Source organism: Rhodopseudomonas palustris, from assembly GCF_003031265.1.
Classification (GTDB): domain Bacteria; phylum Pseudomonadota; class Alphaproteobacteria; order Rhizobiales; family Xanthobacteraceae; genus Rhodopseudomonas; species Rhodopseudomonas palustris_H.
Genome location: NZ_CP019966.1, coordinates 4030293 through 4050918 on the forward strand (window position 1 = coordinate 4030293; position 20626 = coordinate 4050918).

Annotated in this window: 20 protein-coding genes and 1 pseudogene; 9 read left to right on the top strand and 12 right to left on the bottom strand. The window is 63.9% G+C overall.

Annotation, left to right across the window (positions count from 1 at the left end; genetic code table 11):
* Window positions 1-284: 284 nt before the first annotated feature.
* The 10 genes from ureC to urtA all read right to left on the bottom strand — a co-directional run bounded on the left by ureC (window position 285) and on the right by urtA (window position 10695).
* On the bottom strand, window positions 285-1997 hold the full coding sequence (gene ureC / locus RPPS3_RS18770; RefSeq protein ID WP_107345417.1) for an urease subunit alpha: 1713 nt from the start codon (window positions 1995-1997) through the stop codon (window positions 285-287).
* Window positions 1994-2530, bottom strand: a complete 537-nt coding sequence (locus RPPS3_RS18775) for an HD domain-containing protein (protein WP_107345418.1) — start codon at window positions 2528-2530, stop codon at window positions 1994-1996. Before RPPS3_RS18775 ends, ureC begins: the two co-directional genes overlap by 4 nt.
* Window positions 2530-2835, bottom strand: coding sequence for an urease subunit beta (locus tag RPPS3_RS18780; RefSeq protein WP_107345419.1), 306 nt, complete (start codon window positions 2833-2835; stop codon window positions 2530-2532). Before RPPS3_RS18780 ends, RPPS3_RS18775 begins: the two co-directional genes overlap by 1 nt.
* A gap of 159 nt (window positions 2836-2994) precedes the next feature.
* A complete protein-coding gene (locus tag RPPS3_RS18785) occupies window positions 2995-3297 on the bottom strand; it encodes an urease subunit gamma (RefSeq protein ID WP_011159202.1) in 303 nt (100 codons plus the stop codon).
* 46 nt (window positions 3298-3343) lie between these two features.
* On the bottom strand, window positions 3344-4183 hold the full coding sequence (locus RPPS3_RS18790; RefSeq protein WP_199852232.1) for an urease accessory protein UreD: 840 nt from the start codon (window positions 4181-4183) through the stop codon (window positions 3344-3346).
* A gap of 250 nt (window positions 4184-4433) precedes the next feature.
* On the bottom strand, window positions 4434-5129 hold the full coding sequence (urtE, locus tag RPPS3_RS18795; protein ID WP_107345421.1) for an urea ABC transporter ATP-binding subunit UrtE: 696 nt from the start codon (window positions 5127-5129) through the stop codon (window positions 4434-4436).
* A gap of 220 nt (window positions 5130-5349) precedes the next feature.
* Window positions 5350-6114: an urea ABC transporter ATP-binding protein UrtD gene (gene urtD / locus RPPS3_RS18800; protein ID WP_107345422.1), complete on the bottom strand. Its 765-nt coding sequence runs from the start codon at window positions 6112-6114 to the stop codon at window positions 5350-5352.
* Window positions 6115-6118: 4 nt separating this feature from the next.
* The gene (urtC, locus tag RPPS3_RS18805) at window positions 6119-7285 is read right to left on the bottom strand and encodes an urea ABC transporter permease subunit UrtC (protein WP_107345423.1); all 1167 of its coding nucleotides are present in this window, start codon (window positions 7283-7285) and stop codon (window positions 6119-6121) included.
* A gap of 364 nt (window positions 7286-7649) precedes the next feature.
* Entirely contained in the window at window positions 7650-9263 is a 1614-nt protein-coding gene (gene urtB / locus RPPS3_RS18815) for an urea ABC transporter permease subunit UrtB (RefSeq protein WP_107345425.1), read from the bottom strand.
* A gap of 109 nt (window positions 9264-9372) precedes the next feature.
* A complete protein-coding gene (gene urtA, locus RPPS3_RS18820; protein WP_107345426.1) occupies window positions 9373-10695 on the bottom strand; it encodes an urea ABC transporter substrate-binding protein in 1323 nt (440 codons plus the stop codon).
* 490 nt (window positions 10696-11185) lie between these two features.
* Here urtA and RPPS3_RS18825 point away from each other — a divergent pair, with 490 nt between their 5' ends.
* From RPPS3_RS18825 to RPPS3_RS18835, 3 genes are all read left to right on the top strand, one after another.
* Entirely contained in the window at window positions 11186-12607 is a 1422-nt protein-coding gene (locus tag RPPS3_RS18825) for a DEAD/DEAH box helicase (RefSeq protein ID WP_199852233.1), read from the top strand.
* 24 nt (window positions 12608-12631) lie between these two features.
* Window positions 12632-12910, top strand: a complete 279-nt coding sequence (infA, locus tag RPPS3_RS18830; RefSeq protein ID WP_011159210.1) for a translation initiation factor IF-1 — start codon at window positions 12632-12634, stop codon at window positions 12908-12910.
* A gap of 281 nt (window positions 12911-13191) precedes the next feature.
* A complete protein-coding gene (locus tag RPPS3_RS18835; RefSeq protein WP_011440687.1) occupies window positions 13192-13404 on the top strand; it encodes a cold-shock protein in 213 nt (70 codons plus the stop codon).
* A gap of 109 nt (window positions 13405-13513) precedes the next feature.
* Here the strand turns inward: RPPS3_RS18835 and RPPS3_RS18840 are convergent, their stop codons facing one another.
* Together RPPS3_RS18840 and RPPS3_RS18845 are read right to left on the bottom strand one after the other, a co-directional pair.
* Entirely contained in the window at window positions 13514-14140 is a 627-nt protein-coding gene (locus RPPS3_RS18840) for a TadE/TadG family type IV pilus assembly protein (protein WP_107345428.1), read from the bottom strand.
* Between the two features lie 12 nt (window positions 14141-14152).
* The gene (locus RPPS3_RS18845; protein WP_107345429.1) at window positions 14153-14686 is read right to left on the bottom strand and encodes a TadE/TadG family type IV pilus assembly protein; all 534 of its coding nucleotides are present in this window, start codon (window positions 14684-14686) and stop codon (window positions 14153-14155) included.
* Between the two features lie 753 nt (window positions 14687-15439).
* On the opposite strand from RPPS3_RS18845, the gene RPPS3_RS18850 reads away from it, so the two are divergent.
* The 6 genes and pseudogenes from RPPS3_RS18850 to RPPS3_RS18875 all read left to right on the top strand — a co-directional run bounded on the left by RPPS3_RS18850 (window position 15440) and on the right by RPPS3_RS18875 (window position 20624).
* Window positions 15440-15604 carry a Flp family type IVb pilin gene (locus tag RPPS3_RS18850; protein ID WP_011159214.1) on the top strand — a complete coding sequence of 55 codons (165 nt, stop codon included), beginning with the start codon at window positions 15440-15442 and terminating at the stop codon, window positions 15602-15604.
* Between the two features lie 328 nt (window positions 15605-15932).
* Window positions 15933-16457, top strand: a complete 525-nt coding sequence (locus RPPS3_RS18855) for an A24 family peptidase (RefSeq protein ID WP_107345430.1) — start codon at window positions 15933-15935, stop codon at window positions 16455-16457.
* Between the two features lie 124 nt (window positions 16458-16581).
* Window positions 16582-17001: pseudogene (gene cpaB / locus RPPS3_RS18860) on the top strand (Flp pilus assembly protein CpaB); the annotation flags it as partial.
* Between the two features lie 164 nt (window positions 17002-17165).
* A complete protein-coding gene (locus RPPS3_RS18865; RefSeq protein WP_107345432.1) occupies window positions 17166-18608 on the top strand; it encodes a type II and III secretion system protein family protein in 1443 nt (480 codons plus the stop codon).
* Between the two features lie 19 nt (window positions 18609-18627).
* A complete protein-coding gene (locus RPPS3_RS18870) occupies window positions 18628-19356 on the top strand; it encodes a CpaD family pilus assembly protein (RefSeq protein WP_107345433.1) in 729 nt (242 codons plus the stop codon).
* Window positions 19353-20624: an AAA family ATPase gene (locus RPPS3_RS18875; RefSeq protein WP_107345434.1), complete on the top strand. Its 1272-nt coding sequence runs from the start codon at window positions 19353-19355 to the stop codon at window positions 20622-20624. Before RPPS3_RS18870 ends, RPPS3_RS18875 begins: the two co-directional genes overlap by 4 nt.
* The last annotated feature ends 2 nt before the right edge of the window (window positions 20625-20626 follow it).

Consider the following 20626-nt stretch of genomic DNA (forward strand, 5'->3'; position numbering starts at 1 on the left):
TCCCGGCGGTTTGTGTCTGCAAGGCCGGACATGCGCCGGCGCGCGGGACATTAGGCGGATGCGTCGGGGATGCAAAGGGGATGGCACGATGCTTGAGGCGCCAGTGAGCGCGCACCTCGCCGCCCACACCACCGTCATCGCCCGGCTTGACCGGGCGACCCAGTATTCCAGGGCGTTCGTCGCGGAATCCAGCGCCAAAGGCGAACGCTCTGGGATACTGGGTCCCCCGCTTTCGCGGGGGATGACGATTGTTGGTGTGGCGGCTGCTGTGCTTCGCTTACCCCTCAGAACATAAAGTATCTCTGCGCCAACGGCAGCACTTCAGCCGGCGCGCAGGTCAGCAGTTCGCCATCGGCGCGGACTTCGTAGGTCTCGGGATCGACTTCGAGCTTCGGCGTGGCGTCGTTGTGGATCATGCTCTTCTTGGAGATGCCGCCGCGGACGTTGCTGATCGGGACCAGCTTCTTGGCGATGCCGAGGTCGCGGGCGAGATTGCCGGCAGCGGCGGCCTGCGAGGTGAACACCACCGACGACGCCGTCAGCGCCTTGCCGAAGGCGCCGAACATCGGCTGATAGTGCACCGGCTGCGGCGTCGGGATCGAGGCGTTGGGATCACCCATCGGCGCCGCGACGATGCTGCCGCCCTTGATGATGCAGTCCGGCTTGACGCCGAAGAACGCCGGCGACCACAGCACCAGATCGGCCATCTTGCCGGTCTCGACCGAGCCGATCAGCTTCGACACACCATGGGCGATCGCAGGATTGATCGTGTACTTGGCAATGTAGCGCTTGACGCGAAAATTATCATTCCGCGAGGAGTCCTGCGGCAGCGCGCCGCGCTGCTTCTTCATTTTGTCGGCGGTCTGCCAGGTGCGGATGATCACTTCACCGAGCCGGCCCATCGCCTGACTGTCCGACGACATCATCGACAGCGCGCCGAGGTCGTGCAGGATGTCTTCGGCCGCGATCGTCTCCTTGCGGATGCGGCTCTCGGCGAAGGCGAGATCCTCGGCGATCGACGGATCGAGATGGTGGCACACCATCAGCATGTCGAGATGCTCGTCGATGGTGTTCTTGGTGAACGGCCGAGTCGGATTGGTCGACGACGGCAGCACGTTGTCGAGGCTCGCGACCTTGATGATGTCCGGCGCGTGGCCGCCGCCGGCGCCTTCGGTGTGGAAGGCGTGAATGGTGCGGCCCTTGAACGCCTTCACGGTGTCTTCGACGAAGCCCGACTCGTTGAGCGTGTCGGTGTGGATCATCACCTGGATGTCGTATTCGTCGGCGACGGTGAGGCAGTTGTCGATCGCCGCCGGCGTCGTGCCCCAGTCCTCGTGCAGCTTGAGCGCACAGGCCCCGCCTTCGATCATCTCCTTCAGCGGGCCGGGCAGCGCGGCGTTGCCCTTGCCGGAGATGCCGAGATTGACCGGAAACGCATCGAACGACTGAATCATCCGGCCGATATGCCACGGGCCCGGGGTGCAGGTGGTCGCGAAGGTGCCGTGAGACGGCCCGGTGCCGCCGCCCAGCATCGTGGTGACGCCGCTCATCAACGCATGTTCGATCTGCTGCGGGCAGATGAAATGGATGTGGCTGTCGAAGCCGCCGGCGGTGAGGATCTTGCCTTCGCCGGCGATCACGTCGGTGCCGGGGCCGATGATGATATCGACATTGGGCTGGATGTCCGGATTGCCGGCCTTGCCGATCGCGGTGATCAGGCCGGCCGTGATGGCAACGTCGGCTTTGACGATTCCCCAATGGTCGACGATCAGCGCGTTGGTGATCACCGTGTCGGCGGCGCCGCCTGCGTTGGTCACCTGCGACTGGCCCATGCCGTCGCGGATCACCTTGCCGCCGCCGAACTTTACCTCCTCGCCGTAAGTGGTGAGATCCTTCTCGACCTCGATGATCAGATCGGTGTCGGCGAGCCGGACGCGGTCGCCGGTGGTCGGGCCGAACATGTCGGCATAGACGGAACGTGCAATCTTGGTGCTCACAACACGGCCCTCCCGCGCGCGGCGGTTTCGTCGAATAAACGTTCGAGGTGATCGTTGACGCCGCGGCAGCCGGCCGCGACCTTTTCGGCCCAATCGAGATAGTCGAGCAGCCGGTCGCGTTCCCAATCGTCCGGCGGCGACAGGATCAGCGAGCGAAGATTGCTGATCTTGTCGGCGAGCTTGATCATCTTGGCGCGCGGCGCCAGATGCGGCGCGTGCTCGATCTGCAGCCGCTTGCGCTCGGCCTTCGGCAGCGTCTTGTCGTCGGTGCAGGCGACCACCAGCTCGGCGACGTCTTCGCTGAACAGCTCGGCGAGATCGTCGCGCGTGACGCCGGTGTCCTCAATGGTGTCGTGCAGCCAGCCGGCGGCCACCAGCGGCGCATCAGCGCCCTCCGTCGCGACCGTCAGCAGCAGCGCAACCTCGGCGAGGTGATTGACATAAGGCTCCTTGTCGGCGCCCTTGCGCCGCGTCCCGGCATGTTTTCGCGCGGCGAAGTCGGCAGCGCGAGACACCAGCACGAGATCCGTCATTACAGCTTGCCCATCACGTCGCCGCGGAAGCCGTAGATCGTGCGACTGCCGGCGAGCGCGACGAGCTGGACGTCGCGGCTCTGGCCGGGCTCGAAGCGCACGGCGGTGCCGGCCGCGATGTCGAGCCGCATGCCGCGGGCCTTGTCGCGGTCGAATTGCAGCGCCGGGTTGGTTTCGAAGAAATGATAGTGCGACCCGACCTGAATCGGCCGATCGCCGGTGTTGGCCACCGTCAGCGTTACCGTGGCGCGCCCGGCGTTGAGCTCGATCTCGCCGTCTTCGATGAACAGTTCACCGGGGATCATCGACTTTCTCCTACAAGCTCATGGTTCGAGACGCCCGACTACGCTCTTCGAGCGCCGCCGGGCTCCTCACCATGAGGGCTTCGACTCGCACGGCCCTCATCCTGAGGAGCGCCCGCAGGGCGCGTCTCGAAGGATGGGCGACAGGGAAACACACCGCCACTACCTGATCGGCTGGTGCACGGTGACGAGCTTGGTGCCGTCGGGGAATGTGGCTTCGACCTGGATGTCGTGAATCATTTCGGCGATGCCGTCCATGCACTGGTCGCGGGTGATCACCTGGGCGCCGGCGTGCATCAGCTCGGCGACGCTGCGGCCGTCGCGCGCGCCCTCGACGATGAAATCGGTGATCAGCGCCACGGCCTCGGGATGGTTGAGCTTGACGCCGCGCTCGAGCCGGCGGCGGGCGACCATCGCTGCCATCGAGACCAGCAGCTTGTCCTTTTCGCGGGGGGAGAGGTTCATGAAGGCACTCGATCGAATGAGCCTGAAATTCGGACGTGACGCGGGATCAACTCAGCCACAACCGTGGCAGCGCGCGGCCGGCGGCGCGGCCGAGAACGGTCATCATGTCGGCGCGCAGCTTCGCGGCATTTTGGGCGCAGAACCGGGCCATTGCAAACCCATTCCACGCCGAAATCCCAAGCTCGGCGCCGAACGTATCGGCCGCCTCGCGCAGCCGCTCGACCAGCGCCGCATCGCCCGGCGCAATCAATGCGGTGCCGATCGCGACGCCGGCTTTGGCCACTGCAGGGCGTGCCAAGAGGGCACCGATCTCGCCATCGAGCCGCACGGTTTCGGCGAACACTAGTTTGCCGCCCCGCCGCATCCGCCAGCGGTCGACGAAGCGGCCGTGCTGCATGGTCTCGCCCATCGCCGAGCGCCCGAAGATCACCATCTCGGACAGCAGCAGCGAAGCATCGTCCGCAAGCTCGATATCGATCCGTCGCTCGGCGCGCGCCTGATCGAACAGGATGGTCTCCTGCGGCAGCCACGCCAGATGGCCGCCACTCGCGACCTTGAGGTTGATATCGAGCTGCGCGGCGGGACCATGCGAGCGATACACCTTCTCGGCCGCCGCCGTGGTCAGCGTCAGCCGCGCATCGGCCTGAACGTCGAGGCTGATGCTGAAGCGATCCCCACCAGCGACGCCGCCGGCGGTATTCACCAGCACAGCCGACAGCCCCTGCTGCTCCGGCGATGGAAAGCGCACGCGGAGCGATCCGGCTTCGTGCACCGGTCCGCGCCGCGTGACGCCGTCATCCGCCCGCACCTCGACGGCCACTTCGCCGACCGCGCGATTGGCGGCGAAGGTCTGCGAGGTGATGAGGCTGGTATCGGTCGCGATCATGTCGAGCGTCCGCGACGCCAGGAAGGCAGCGAGCTCCCTCGTCCCGAGCACGGCGAGCTCCCTCGCCCCGCTGTTGCGGGGAGAGGGCTGGGGCGAGAGGCGACGCGGGTCGCAGACTCTCGGCTCTGCGGAAGCGCCCCCTCACCCGATCGGCATCGCTGCGCGACGCCGATCGACCTCTCCCCGCGCGCGGGGAGAGGTGAAGAGAGGCGCGCGTGGTGATGCCGAAGCTGATGAGTCAAAAGCCGTCCTACAGCGCCATCTGCCGGCTGATCTCGGCGGGGTCGAGGCTGGCGCGGTCGCAGGTGTACTTCACTGCGCCGCGATCCATCACCGCGAAGCTGTCGCCGAGCTCGCAGGCGAAATCGAGATATTGTTCGACCAGCACAATGGCGATGTTGCCGAGATTGCGCAAATACGAAATCGCCCGGCCGATGTCCTTGATGATCGACGGTTGAATGCCCTCGGTCGGCTCGTCGAGCAGCAGCACCTTGGGCCGCATCACCAGCGCGCGGCCGATCGCGAGCTGCTGCTGCTGGCCGCCGGACAGGTCGCCGCCGCGCCGCTTCAGCATCGAGTTGAGCACCGGAAACAACGAGAACACGTCGTCGGGGATCGACTTGTCGGCGCGCTTCAGCGGCGCATAGCCGGTCTTGAGGTTTTCTTCGACCGTGAGCAGCGGAAAGATCTCACGGCCCTGCGGCACCAGCGAGATGCCGCGCCGCGCTCGCTCATACGGCTTCAGATGCGAGATGTCGGTGCCGTCGAAGGTGATCGCGCCGGACGAGATCGGCTGCTGGCCCACCAGCGCACGCAGCAGGCTGGTCTTGCCGACGCCGTTGCGGCCGAGCACGCAAGTGACCTTGCCGGGCTCCGCCGCGATCGACACGCCGCGGAGCGCCTGCGCGGCGCCGTAGTACAGATTGATGTTGTCGACGGTGAGCATGGGCTCGTCCTCAATATGTAACTTCAGCAAGAGCCGGCGTACTCGGCACGGCCGTCGTCCCGTCCACGGCCGTCATCCCCCCGCGGATGCGGGGGATCCGGTACGCCGCAGCGTTGCGGTAAACACGCGGCGCCCTGGGATACTGGGTCGCCCGCCAGCGCGGGCGATGACGGTGCAGCGTGGGGAGACGGCGCGAGAAACAACCCAGCAAGAATCATCCTCAGCGCCCCAGATACACTTCCACGACCCGCTCATTGGCAGACACGTCGTCGATCGTGCCCTCGGCCAGCACCGTGCCTTCGTGCAGGCACGTGACCTTGACGCCGAGTTCGCGCACGAAGGTCATGTCGTGCTCGACCACCATCACGGTCTTGTCGTGGCTGTTGATCTCGCGCAGCAGCTCCGCGGTCTGCTGGGTTTCGACGTCGGTCATGCCGGCGACCGGTTCGTCGACCAGCAACACCTTGGGGTCCTGTGCCAGCAGCATGCCGATCTCAAGCCACTGCTTCTGGCCGTGCGACAGCGAGCCGGCGAGCCGGTCGCGGGCGTCGCGCAAGCGGATGATGTCGAGTACGCGCTCGATCCGCTCACTCTCGTCCCTGCTCCGCCGCCAGAACAGCGTGCCGCGGACGCTGTGATCGACGTTGAGGGCCAGCAGCAGATTATCCTCGATGGTTTGGCTTTCGAACACCGTCGGCTTCTGGAATTTGCGGCCGATGCCGAGCTTGGCGATCTCGGTCTCGTCGAGCTTGGTGAGGTCGACGGTGCCGTCGAACACCACCTCGCCTTTGTCCGGCTTGGTCTTGCCGGTGATGATATCCATCATCGTGGTCTTGCCGGCGCCGTTCGGGCCGATGATCGCCCGCATCTCGCCGGGCTCCAGCGTCAGCGAGAGGTTGTTGATGGCGTGAAAGCCGTCGAACGAGACATGGACGCCGTCGAGATACAACATCGCCGAGGTCGAGCGGGTTTCGAGCATGCTCATGACGTCACTCCGCCGGCTTCGGTTGGATCACGCCGTCTTCCCGCGCCGCGCTGTCCGCGGCATCGGTCGGCGGCAGCTTGCGCGAGGCCAGCCAGGCATTGACGGTGCCGACGATGCCCTTCGGCAGCAGCAGCGTCACCGCCACGAACAGGGCACCGAGCATGAACAGCCAATACGGCGCCAGCGGCCCGGAGGTGAACACCGTCTTGGCGTAGTTGACGACGATCGCACCCAGCGCAGCGCCGACCAGTGTGCCGCGACCGCCGACCGCGACCCAGATCACCGCCTCGATCGAATTGCCGGGGGCGAATTCGCTCGGATTGATGATGCCGACCTGCGGCACGTACAGCGCGCCCGCGACGCCGGCCATGCACGCCGACAGCGTGAACACGAACAGCTTGTAGGACTCGACACGGTAGCCGAGGAACCGGGTGCGGCTTTCGGCATCGCGGATCGCGATCAGCACCTTGCCGAGCTTGGAGGTGACGACCGCCCGGCAGATGAAGAAGCCAATCGCCAGCGCCAGACAGCTCAGCATGAACAGCGCCGCGCGGGTGCCGTCGGCCTGGACGTTGAAGCCTAGGATGTCCTTGAAATCGGTCAGGCCGTTATTGCCGCCGAAACCGAAATCGTTGCGAAAGAACGCCAGCAGCAACGCATAGGTCATCGCTTGCGTGATGATCGACAGATACACGCCGGTGACGCGGGAGCGGAATGCCAGCCAGCCGAAACAGAACGCGAGCAGGCCCGGCACCAGCAGCACCATCACCGCCGCGAACCAGAACATGTCGAAGCCGTACCAGTACCAGGGCAGTTCCTTCCAGTTCAGAAACACCATGAAGTCCGGCAGGGTCGGATTGGCATAGACGCCGCGGGTGCCGATCTGACGCATCAGATACATGCCCATCGCGTAGCCGCCGAGCGCGAAGAAGGCGCCGTGGCCAAGCGAGAGGATGCCGCAATAGCCCCAGATCAGGTCGATCGACAGCGCGAGCAGCGCGTAGCAGACGTATTTGCCGAACAGCGAGATCAGATAGGTCGGCACGTGCAGCGCCGACGACTCCGGCGTCAGCAGATTGAGCAGCGGCAGCAGGATTCCGATCGCGGCGAGCAGCACCAGAAAGATCGTCGCCCCGCGATCGAGCGAGCGGGTGAGGATGTGCGGGGTCATTGGCACAGCCCCCGCACCGCAACACCACGCACGTCCCTCACGCATACACGCAAAGCGATCGCATCGAGAGCTTCGAAAGCCATCGCACCGGAGCCTTCTTCACCCTCCCCTAGAGGGGGAGGGTCGGCGGGTAGCTCGCGAAGCGCGGTGCACGCCGGGGTGGGGTGAACCGCGGGCACGGCGGATGAACTCTTCGCCACCCCACCCCGCTCGCTGCGCGAGCGACCCTCCCCCTCCAGGGGAGGGTGAACCGCAGCAGCGAGCACTGAGCCCGTGGCAAGTGCCCTCACCCCAGCCCTCTCCCACAGGCGGGAGAGGGAGTTCGGCTGCGGCGCGGAGCGGAGGTGGTGCATTCCAATCATCCTCATGCCTCCACCGCCCGGCCCTTGAGCGCGAACAGGCCGCGGGGGCGCTTTTGGATGAACAGGATGATCAGCACCAGGATGGCGATCTTGCCGAGCACGGCGCCGGCGACCGGCTCCAGGAACTTGTTGGCGATGCCGAGCGAGAACGCGCCGACCAGCGTGCCCCACAGGTTTCCGACGCCGCCGAACACCACCACCATGAAGCTGTCGATGATGTAGCTCTGGCCGAGGTTCGGCGAGACGTTGTCGATCTGCGACAGCGCTACACCGGCAATGCCGGCGATGCCGGAGCCGAGCCCGAAGGTCAGCGCATCGACCCGCGACGTAGCAATCCCCATCGACGCCGCCATCCGGCGGTTCTGCGTCACCGCCCGCATCTCCAGGCCGAGCGAGGTGTAGCGCAGCATCGCCAGCAGCAGGGCGAACACCGCCAGCGTGAAGCACAGGATCCACAGCCGGTTGTAGGTGATGGTCATCTCGCCGAGTTCGAATGCGCCGCTCATCCAGCTCGGATTGCCGACCTCGCGATTGGTCGGGCCGAACAGCGTGCGGACCGCCTGCTGCAGGATCAGCGACAGGCCCCAGGTGGCGAGCAGCGTTTCCAAAGGACGACCGTAGAGGAAGCGGATCACGGTGCGCTCGATCAGCACGCCGATCGCGCCGGCGACCAGGAAGGCGAGCGGCACCGCGATCAGCAGCGAATAGTCGAACAGCGCCGGATAGCGGGTGCGGATCGCCTCCTGCACCACGAAGGTGGTGTAGGCGCCGAGCATCACCATCTCGCCATGCGCCATGTTGATCACGCCCATCACGCCGAAGGTGATGGCGAGACCGATCGCGGCGAGCAGCAGCACCGAGCCGAGCGACAGCCCGTACCAGGCGTTCTGCACCATCGACCAGATCGCCAGATTGCGCTCGATCGACGCCTTGGCGCTGGCGATGCCGCTGGCGACAGCGGGGCTCTGGTTCGACGGCGCGCCGGTGAGCAGCGCCATCGCCTCCTGATCGCCGCGCGCCTTGATGGTGGCGATTGCATCCAGCTTGTCGGCATCGGAAGCGCCCTGCTTGAACAGCAGGATCGACGCCCGCGCCTCAGTGAAGGCGCGCTTGGCGGCGGCATTCTTTTCCGCCTTCAGCGCCGCCTCGACGGTCGGCAGCATGGTCTCGTCGTGCGACTTGAATACCGACTGCGCCGCCTGGATTCGCTTGTCGAGATCCGGCGACAGCAGAGTCAGGCCGGCCATCGCGCCGGCGACGACGCGGCGCAGCTTGTTGTTGAGCCGGACCGCGCTGGCCTTGGCCGGCAGCGCACCGACCGCCTCGCCGGTCGCCGCATTGGCGATCTTGCCGTCGTCGGTCTTGATGAAAGCCGCCTTGCTGTCGGGATCGGCGTAGAGCTTGCCGTCCTGCAGCGCGGTGATGATCACCGCAGCGCGCGGATTGCCGCTGGCGACCAGCTTGCCGATCGCGTCCTCGCTGTCGGAGAAGGAATCTTGGGCGAATTGCGCGATGGCGTCCTCATAGGGACCGGCCACTGCCGGCAAGCTCCCCAATGTGGCGAACGCGATCGCGACCGCGGCAAACAGAATGCGCGTCAGATGGATGAGAGGCACTGAAGTATCCCGGCAAGGATGAAGGTGCGTCGGAGGATGGAAAGGGCGGCGCGCACCGGCGTCGCCGCCCTCTCGCTTGTCGGACGTCAGCGGATGATCAGGCGAACCGTCAGGTGCCCTGGCCGCCGCACTTCTTGGTCACGGTGTTGTAGTTGCCGCACTTCAGCGTCACCCAGTCACCGATCAGGTCCTTCGAGCCTTCCAGCTCCTTAGACCAGGCGTCGCCCGGCACCAGGCCCGGGGTCTTCCACACCACGTCGAACTGGCCGTCGGCCTTGATCTCGCCGATGAACACCGGCTTGGTGATGTGGTGGTTCGGCAGCATTTCAGAGATGCCGCCGGTCAGGTTCGGAGCCTTGGTGCCCGGCAGCGCGTCGATCACCTTGTCCGGATCGACCGAGCCGGCCTTCTCGACCGCCTTCACCCACATGTTGAAGCCGATCACGTGCGCTTCCATCGGGTCGTTGGTCACGCGCTTCGGATTCTTGGTGTAGGCCTGCCAGTCCTTGATGAACTGCTCGTTCTCGGGGGTCTTGATCGACTGGAAGTAATTCCAGGCGGCGAGATGGCCGACCAGCGGCTTGGTGTCGATACCGGCGAGCTCTTCTTCGCCGACCGAGAACGCCACCACCGGAATGTCCGTGGCCTTGATGCCCTGGTTGCCCAGTTCCTTGTAGAACGGCACGTTGGCGTCGCCGTTGATGGTGGACACCACGGCGGTCTTCTTGCCGGCCGAGCCGAACTTCTTGATGTCGGCGACGATGGTCTGCCAGTCCGAGTGACCGAACGGGGTGTAGTTGATCATGATGTCTTCGGACTTGACGCCCTTCGACTTCAGATAGGCTTCGAGGATCTTGTTGGTGGTGCGCGGATAGACGTAGTCGGTGCCGGCCAGCACCCAGCGTTCGACCTTTTCTTCCTTGGCGAGATAGTCGACCGCCGGGATCGCCTGCTGGTTCGGCGCGGCGCCGGTGTAGAACACGTTGCGCTCGCTCTCCTCGCCTTCGTACTGCACCGGGTAGAACAGGATCGAATTCAGCTCCTTGAACACCGGCAGCACCGACTTGCGCGACACCGAGGTCCAGCAGCCGAACACCACCGAGACCTTGTCCTTGGTGATCAGTTCGCGGGCCTTCTCCGCAAACAGCGGCCAGTTCGACGCCGGATCGACCACCACCGCCTCGAGCTTCTTGCCGAGCACGCCGCCCTTCTTGTTCTGCTCGTCGATCAGAAACAGCACCGTGTCTTTCAGCGTGGTCTCGCTGATCGCCATGGTGCCGGACAGCGAATGCAGCACGCCCACCTTAATGGTGTCGTCCGCCGCCTTGGCCGGCCCGAACGCCGACAGGCCCAGAGCCAGACCGGCCGCCGCGGCCAGCCAGCTCCGGCGGCTGATCGGGGTCGCTCCGAGTCGCTTGGTTTCAATACGCATGAGGTGTCATCTCCCTGACGCAGACATGATGCGCGGCCCCAACGGCCGTCTGCGGCAACGAAGATCGCAAGAAGTATGCCATGCCCTCGGATGCGCCTAAGGCGATGATCGCGCGGGACAATTCGTATTTGAGCAAAGTTCGCCATGAGCACGTCAGCCCAATGAATGGGCAGAAGCAATGACCGCACATTGGCCATTCAGCACAGAAAACAATCAAATGTTCGCAAGCTGATTAATTATTGCACTTTCCTGCCAATCGCGAAGGAACAGCAATTGGACCTTGAAAGCAGTGCAGCGATGTTCCATATGACTGTGAGAGACCTAGAGAATCATCAGGTCGTTGCGAGCCGCGTGTTCTGATCCCGCGTTCTGTCCTGAACAGCGGTTTCTGGTTCGCCTTTCATCCGATAATAGCCGACGTTCCGGACACGCGAGCGTCTCAGAGTTTCCAAGCGCTCCCGACGGGCTCCGTCGGGCGTTTGCTTTCATGATGGAAAGAACCAACCTTTTGACCTCATTTCAGGAATTCGGCCTCGCCGATCCGATCGCTCGCGCTCTTCAGGAAGAAAACTACCACACCCCCACGCCGATCCAGGCGCAGACTATCCCCCTCGCCCTCGCCGGCCGCGACGTCGTCGGCATCGCCCAGACCGGCACCGGCAAGACCGCCTCGTTCGCGCTGCCGATCCTGCACCGCCTGCTGCAGAACCGGATTAAGCCGGCCTCCAAGACCTGCCGCGTGCTGGTGCTGAGCCCGACCCGCGAGCTCTCCGGCCAGATCCTCGACAGCTTCAACGCCTATGGCCGCCACATCCATCTTAGCGCCGCGCTGGCGATCGGCGGCGTGCCGATGGGCCGCCAGGTTCGCAGCCTGATGGGCGGCGTCGACGTCCTCGTCGCCACTCCGGGCCGCCTGCTCGACCTCGTCCAGGGCAACGCGCTCAAACTCGCGCATGTCGAATTCCTGGTGCTGGACGAAGCCGACCGCATGCTCGACATGGGCTTCATCAACGACATCCGGAAAATCGTCGCCAAGCTGCCGATCAAGCGGCAGACACTGTTCTTCTCGGCCACCATGCCGAAGGACATCGCCGACCTCGCCGAGCAGATGCTGCGGGACCCCGCCCGTGTGGCGGTGACGCCGGTGTCCTCGACGGTGGAGCGGATCAACCAGCGGGTGATCCAGCTCGACCATTCCGCCAAGCCGGCCGCGCTCGCTCAGATCCTCAAGGACGACAAGGTCAATCAGGCACTGGTCTTCACCCGCACCAAGCATGGTGCCGACAAGGTGGTGAAGGGCCTCGCGCGGGCAGGTATTACCGCCGACGCGATCCACGGTAACAAGTCGCAGAACTACCGCGAGCGCGTGCTGGCGGCATTCCGTACCGGCGAATTGCGCACCCTGGTAGCGACCGATATCGCCGCGCGCGGTATCGACGTCGACGGCGTGTCGCACGTGGTCAACTTCGACCTGCCGAACATTCCGGAGACCTACGTCCACCGTATCGGCCGCACCGCGCGCGCCGGAGCGGACGGCACTGCAATCTCGCTTTGCGCCGGCGAAGAGATGGCGTATCTGCGCGACATCGAAAAACTGATCAAGGTGTCGTTGCCGAAGGAAGATCGTCGTACCCCGGGCGCCCACGCCGCTCCCACCCCGCCGCCGCATCGCGGTCCCCGTCAAGCGCCTCACGGCCATTCTCCGCGCAGCGGCGATGCACCGGCGCGGGGAAAGAATCGTCGGCGCCACGGTCCCGCAGCCGGGCCTGCCCGCCAGTCGGACGCCAGCCGCCACGAGGCAGCGCCGCGCTCCCAGCACGGTGGCAACGGTGAGGGTCTGCAGGGCGTCGCGTTTTTGCAGCGCAAAAACCGTCCCGCACCGACCGCTCATCAGCACCGCCCCCACCGCTAACGAACAGCCGATCTGGAGATACCGATGGCCAAAGAAGAGCTGATCCAGTTCGAAGGACTGGTGACCGAAATTCTCCCCGACGCGCGCTACCGCGTGCAGCTCGATACCGGACACGAAATCGTTGCCTATACCGCCGGCAAGATGAAGAAGAATCGCATCAAGACGCTGGCTGGCGACCGGGTCACGGTCGAGATGTCCCCGTACGATCTGGAAAAAGGTCGGCTGATCTTCCGTCATAAGGACGAGCGTCCGGGTGGCCCGCCGCGCAGCGGTCCGCCGCGCGGTCAGTTCCGCCGTCGCTAAGGCAGACTGCCTAACAACAAGGCGCTTTGCCGACCGGCAAAGCGCCCGACAGCCCCCCTACTTCCGGAACCTCCGCGGCTCAAAAAATCGCGCATGCCAGGATTGTTTTGGGGACAGGCTTCGCATAATATCTGTTAATCGATTTTCGGCCGGACGACATTAGCTATCCACCGGTACAGCCGGTTCAGAACGCTGACGACCCTTCCAAAAATTCGATCTCACCAGCCCACCGAGACAAAGTGGGCATCGACCGTGTCTATATTGAGAAGGGACTACCACCCGTGAGCATGGGAACCGTGAAGTGGTTCAACGCGACCAAGGGCTACGGCTTCATCCAGCCGGATGATGGCGGCAACGACGTGTTCGTGCACATCAGCGCTGTCGAGCGTGCCGGTCTCGGCACCCTGCGCGAGGGCCAGAAGATCAGCTACGAAATCGTCGCCGATCGCCGCTCTGGCAAGTCGTCGGCCGACAATCTGCGCGCTGCAAGCTGAGCAGATTTAGGTTCTGAACCGAATGGGGCCGCGTTAACAGCGCGGCCTCTTTCATTTTGGGATGCCTCTTTAGCAAAAGCCGGCGGGTGAGCACTAAAGAGGAAGAGGCTTAGTTCGTCGGGCACACCGTGGTGCCGTACAACACGCAAAGCGATTGTCGCGGCCGCGTGTAGGACTGGTCGGTCAGGCTAATACCAGCCTGGGGAATGAAGTACGCGACCGTCGGCTGATACTGATAGCTGACTTCGCTCAAGATCAGATAGGTATTGGCGACTTTGAGGCCGTCCGGAATCGTGATGGTGTCGCCCGTCTGCCGGGTCGAGTTCGTCACCGTCGCGGTAGCCGAGCTACCACTTTGCGTGACGGCCCCCGTCTTGCTCCACTGTACCGTGGCAACCTGGTTCTTGTTGACGAAGACCTCGGTGATGGTCGCTTTGACCGGCGTCGCCGAATACGGAGTCAACACGCCGTAGCTCGCGGCAAACACATTCTTGAGGTCATTGTCAGTAACGCTGGTCGACTGCGACACCAGATCAGACAACGTCCGCGCCACCAAGGTCACCTTGCGGTCGACGGCGATACCGGACGTGACTTCAACGGTTGCGAGAAACATCACCAGCATCACCGGAACGATGATTGCGAACTCGATCGCGGCCACGCCGCGGCGATCGCGTTGCAGCCGTCGCAGCAACACGAGCGATCGAACAAAGACAAGACGTTGGAAACTGGACCGCATCGCGCTACTCGCTCAAGGCTCGTTGCGGAACGCGGCGGTTGCCGACAGAAGTCGCTTACCGCCGGCAAGATTTGAGGTGTCGAAGCCGAGACCGGTGACAAACAATGGCCATTGATAGAAGGCGCGAACCACAATGATGTCGCCGGCCTTGCCGATGTTGTACTGCATGTTGTCGACGAAATTCTTGTTGGTATCGATCGGTGTGGTGATGTTCACGGTGCTGAAGTCACTGCCATAATTCTGCACGTCGACGCGGACGCCGTTGCAGTCGAACAGCGAGACGAGACGCTTGCAGATCTCGGTCTTGAACTGATCCTGCGTCATCGAGGAATTCTGAGCCTGCCGCGTAAAGATCAGCCGCGACGAATCCTGAACCGCGGTCTCCAGCACCTGGCTGGCGAAAAAGATCATGGCCACTTCGATGATCGCGAACAGCAACGCAAAGAAAATCGGGGCAACGATCGCAAATTCGACGGCCGCAGAGCCCTTCCGGTTACGACGAAATTTGCAAGCCATTGCTCGCGCCGGTGAAACGATGGACGGCATCGATCCGTAACCCTCTTCCGTCAGTCGACCTCTGTTCGAGGCAACCTAATCGCAACACATTGTGGAAGTGTTTCTCTGTATTGAAACGAAATGCGACGCGCTGTTAACCGCGCGTCAACCACGACGTTCTGGCCCCAAAGGTGTCAGCCGACCGCCACACTTAGGAAGCTGGCGAGACACATCCGCAACGAGCGGATCTAGAAACATGGAGAGGCAGCTTGATCAGCTTCGCCTGATCCGCGCCATCAGCAATTACCCCTCAGCACCGGCACTCGCAGGCGCAGAAAGCACGTGCAACAGTCCCCAAGGAACAGAGTGTGCTCGCCGAATGGCGTGTGAAATGGATCGACGGCGCTCTCAACCGTGGAAGGTTTACGAACCGACGGACGTGGTTCTTAGCGGCATCGGCACACGACAATGAAAAGGCGCCCGCCGATTTATGAATCAAGCTGAAATCCAAACAGAACAATTTGATACAGTTTGTCCGATTTTGAAGCAGCTTGCGTCGCGCTGGTCCGGACCACGGTATCGGCGTGCCGAGAACAAGGACTTCGCCGCTCAATTACTTCAAATTAACAGCACATTTACCCTCCCCCGGAAGTGCCAACGAAACACCTGATGCCCCCATGTTTACGCAATCGAATTAACTGCGCTGCAATTTCCCCCCCCTAGGGTTAGCTCCATGGTCACGGTGCTGAGAACGCCGGCAAGACCAAACAGAGTTCGACAGCCACGTGTACATGGAGCTACCCGATGAAGAACATCGTTGCGCGTTTCATCAAGGACGAATCCGGCGCCACCGCGATTGAATACGGCCTGATCGCCGCCGGCATCTCGCTCGCCATCATTGCCGCGGTGCAGGGCCTCGCCGGCAAGCTGAACTCGACCTTCACCAGCGTCCAGAACGCGCTGAAGTAATCGGCGGGTCGGCCGAACAATCAAGGCCCCGGCATTCCGGGGCCTTTTTTGTTCACGCTCCGTCTCACGATCAGAACCGCAATGCACCGTTCCGATCATATCCAACCGATTCCGGCGCCTGATGGCGCAGTTGCGTCTTCACGCGACACGGCCGCGCGGCAGATGGTCTGCGCAGCCCTCGCGCTCGCAGTCGCAGCGGTTCTTGTCCAGATCGCTGCAACGGTCTGGTGAGGACGGACCGCATTTCCCGATCATTCACTTCTGCCGTCTAGTTTGGCTTTCGAACCCGTGCTGGTTCGATTGTCCGCAGAGTTCCGACGAGGCCAAGATGATCGCCGACCTGCTTCGCATTTCGCTGTTTCCTGCGTTGATGGCCTTCGCCGCAACCAGCGACTTGCTGACGATGACGATCTCCAACCGGATTTCGCTGTTGCTCGTCGCCGGCTTCCTGGTGTTGGCGCCGCTCACCGGGCTTGGGACATACGACATCCTGCTGCACTTCGGGGCCGGCGCGCTGGTGCTTGCGGTCGCCTTTGGCTGCTTTGCGATGGGCTGGATCGGCGGCGGCGACGCCAAGGTGGTGGCCGCCGCGGCGCTATGGTTCGGCTTCGACCACCTGTTGGACTACCTGCTGTACGCTTCGCTGTTCGGCGGCGCGCTGACGCTGTTGCTGCTCGGCTTCCGGCAGTGGCCTCTGCCCTATCGCCTGGCCTGCCAGGGCTGGGTCCTGCGGCTGCACGACCAGCAAACCGGCATTCCTTACGGCATTGCGCTGGCGATGGGCGCGCTGGTGATCTACCCGCACACCGAATGGATCAAGGCGGTCGATATCGCCCGTCTCTCTCTGGGCTGATTGCCCGGGAACCTCCCGTTAACGCGATTTAGATACGCCTCATTAACCATGCTTTGACGAATAGCTGGTCAACTCGCCTCACTGCGGCGGGTGCGCCGCCCGAGTCATGTGGAAAGTGAAGCGTATGAATCCCGCGCGCATTGTCGTGCTGACCGTCGCTGTCGGTGCCGGCGGCGTCGCCGCTTATCTGGCCAGCAGCGCCGGTCCGCAGCCGGCTGCCGCTGCTGCGCCGGTTGCCCAGCTTCAGACGATCGAAGTCCTGGTCGCCAAGAACGACATTCCGCTCGGTCAAGCCGTGACGCCTGGCGATCTGCAATGGCAGACTTGGCAAGCCGCAAGCGCGAGCTCGAACTTCATCCGCCGCGACACTCAACCCAGCGCCACCACCGATGTTGGCGGCTCGATCGCCCGCGCGCCCTTCATTGCCGGTGAGCCGATCCGCAAACAGAAGTTGGTCAAAGCCGATGGTGCCGGCTCCGTGCCCGCGATCCTGCCTGCCGGCATGCGCGCCATTTCGACCGAGATCTCCCTAGAGACCGGCGCCGCTAACGCACAACAAGGCGAAACGCTGTCGCTGGCACCGAACCTTGCCGACGCGCGGCAGACTGCCTCGAACGACACCACCGAAGCCAAGCGTGGCCCCGTCAAGGTGGCGCGCTACGAAATTACCACTCAGACATCATTGCAGAGATGATCGGAGGACGGGAGATGACTCGCAATACCGGCCCCCGATTGACCCACTTCTGGCGCACCACGGCGATCGCCCTATCCGCAGCCGTGGCGCTGACGATGATCCCGAGCTGGACCGCGGTTCACGCCAGCGACTACCGTGCGACACCTATCCCACCGGCATCGTCCGGCCTGAACGCCCAATCGGTCTCGCTCGGCATCGGCAAGTCGATGGTGATCGACCTGCCGCGCGACATCAAAGACGTGCTGGTTGCGGATCCGAAGATCGCCAATGCGGTAGTCCGTTCGGCGCAGCGCGCCTACATCATCGGCGCCGCCGTCGGCCAGACCAACATCGTGTTCTTCGATTCCGCCGGCCGGCAGATCGCCGCCTACGACATCGCAGTCACGCGCGACCTCAACGGTCTTCGCACTGCGCTCAAGCAGACCTTGCCCAACGCCGAAATCCAGGTCGAAGGCCTTGGCGACGGCGTGATGCTGAACGGCTGGGTGACCTCCCCGATCGACGCGCAGCAGGCTTACGACCTCGCCGTGCGGTTGGTGGGTGAAGACAAGAAGGTCGTCAACAACATCGCGGTCCGCGGCCGCGATCAGGTGATGCTGAAGATCACCGTTGCCGAAGTGCAGCGGGACATCGTCAAGCAGCTCGGCGTCGACCTCAGTGCCAACATGGCCTACGGCACCGCCGTGGTGAACTTCAACAACTCCAATCCATTCACCCAGTCGGGTGGTCCGCTGGTTTCGACCAATGCACTGACCACCAAATTCGGATCGCTGCCGTCGGTCACTGCAACGCTGCGCGCGATGGAAAGCGCCGGCGTCGTGCGTACCCTCGCCGAGCCGAATCTGACGGCGATCTCCGGCGAGCCGGCCACCTTCCTGGCCGGCGGTGAATTCCCGGTGCCGAGCGGCGTGACCTGCACCAACGGCGTCTGCACGCCGTCGGTGACGTTCAAGAAGTTCGGTATCCTGCTCAACTTCACGCCGGTGGTGATGACCGCAGGCCGGATCAGCCTGAAGGTGATGACCGAAGTCTCGGAGGTGTCGAGCGACAACTCTGTCATCATCAGCAACATGTCGGTGCCGTCGATCAAGACCCGCCGCGTCGAAAGCACAGTGGAAATTCCCTCGGGCGGCTCTCTGGCAATGGCCGGCCTGATCCAAGAGCAGACCAAGCAGGCGATCAATGGCATGCCCGGCGCCGCGCAACTGCCGATCCTCGGCACGCTGTTCCGCAGCCGCGACTACATCAACCGCCAGACCGAGCTGATGGTGCTGGTGACGCCCTACGTGGTGCGCGCCGTGGCGCAAAAGGATCTGTCGCGGCCCGACGACGGCTTCGCCGACGCCTCGGATCCGCAATCTGACCTGCTCGGCAGCATCAACAAGCTCTACGGCGTTCCCGGCCGGACCGAGCCCGCCCGCACCTATCGCGGCCGGTTCGGCTTCATCACCGACTAGGCGGAGCGAGGACAGCACGATGACATCTCCTACCTCCGCCAAAGTGGCACGCGGCCTCGGTCTCGGGGCCGCTTTGATCGGTTTCTCGCTGTCGCTCGGGGCCTGCACCCACACCAGCCGGGAAGTCGAAGTCACCCAGAGCATCCCGACCGACTATCGGCAGCGCCATCCGATCGCGATCCGCGAGGCCGATCGCACGGTCGAAGTCTTCGTCGGCAACGGCCGGGGCGGTCTCACCCCCGTGCAGCGCGCGGAGGTCGCCGAGCTCGGCCAGACCTGGCTGCGAGAAGGCACCGGCGCGATCATTGCCGAAGTGCCCTCCGACACGCCCAACGCCCGCGCCGCCTCCGACACCATCCGGGAGATTCAGTCGGTGCTCGCGGCCAACGGCGTGCCGCCGCGCGGCGTGACGGTGAAGCACTATCGTCCGGCCGACCCGCGCACGTTCGCGACCATCCGCCTGATCTATCCGAGGGTGACAGCCGTGGCGGGGCCCTGCGGGTTGTGGCCGGAGGATCTCGGTCCGAGCATCAAGAACAAGGGCTACTACGACAATCGTCCGTACTGGAATCTCGGCTGCGCCAATCAGCGCAATCTCGCAGCGATGGTCGAAAATCCCGCCGATCTGGTCCAGCCGCGCCCTGAAACGCCGCCCTACACCGCACGTCGCGCTGTGACCTACGACACCTATCGCACGACCAAACCGGACACGAGCGACAAGAGCAAGTTGAGCGGCGTCGGACAATGATCAGTTACTCGCGGCAAAATCAGGACGAACCGGCCACGGCGGCCCCGGACGCGGGGCCGGAGGATCACATCGCGCCGGCTCCCCGGGTCTCGGTTCAAGCATTCTGCGAGACCGTGGAGACTGCCGCCGCCGTGCAGGCTGCAGGCGAAGATCGTCGTCTCGCCAAGGCACATCTGAAGATCCAGATGGGCGGCGTGGTCGCGGCGATCGAAGCTTATCGCTCCGCCCCGACGCCGAACGTCATCGTTCTCGAAACCGACGCGCGCAGCGACGTGCTGGCCGGTCTCGACCAGCTCGCGACGGTGTGCGATCCGGGCACGCGGGTGATCGTGATCGGCAAAGTCAACGACGTGACGCTGTATCGCGAACTCGTCCGTCGCGGCGTCAGCGACTACGCGATCGCGCCAGTGCAGCCGATCGACGTCGTGCGCTCAATTTGCAATCTGTTCTCGGCCCCTGAAGCCAAAGCTGTCGGCCGCATCATCGCAGTGGTCGGTGCTAAAGGGGGCGTTGGCGCATCCACCGTCGCCCACAACGTCGCCTGGGCGATCGCCCGTGACCTGGCGCTGGACTCGGTCGTCGCCGATCTCGATCTCGCGTTCGGCACCGCCGGCCTCGACTACAATCAGGACCCGCCGCAAGGCATCGCCGAAGCGGTGTTTGCACCCGACCGCGTCGATACCGCCTTCGTCGATCGACTGCTGTCGAAATGCACCGACCATCTCAGCCTGCTGGCTGCGCCGGCGACGCTGGACCGCGTCTACGATTTTGGCGCCGATGCTTTCGACTCGGTCTTCGACACGCTCCGTACCACGATGCCGTGCATCGTGCTCGACGTGCCGCATCAATGGACCGGATGGGCCAAGCGCTCCCTCATCACCGCCGATGACATCCTGATCGTCGCGACGCCCGATCTCGCCAATCTGCGCAACACCAAGAACCTGATCGACCTCTTGAAGGCGGGACGGCCGAACGATCGTCCCCCGCTCTACTGTCTAAATCAGGTCGGGGTGCCGAAGCGACCCGAAATCTCTACGAGCGAGTTCGCCAAGGCGATTGAGAGCCCACCGATCGTCTCGATCCCGTTCGAGCCGCAGATCTTCGGCGCGGCCGCCAACAACGGCCAAATGATCGCGGAAATCGCGGCGAACCATAAGACAACGGAAATGTTCCTGCAGATCGCCCAGCGGCTGACGGGGCGCGGAGAGGCCAAGAAGCCGAAGGGGTCGTTCCTCGGGCCGATTCTGGAGAAGTTGCGGGCCAAGTAAGC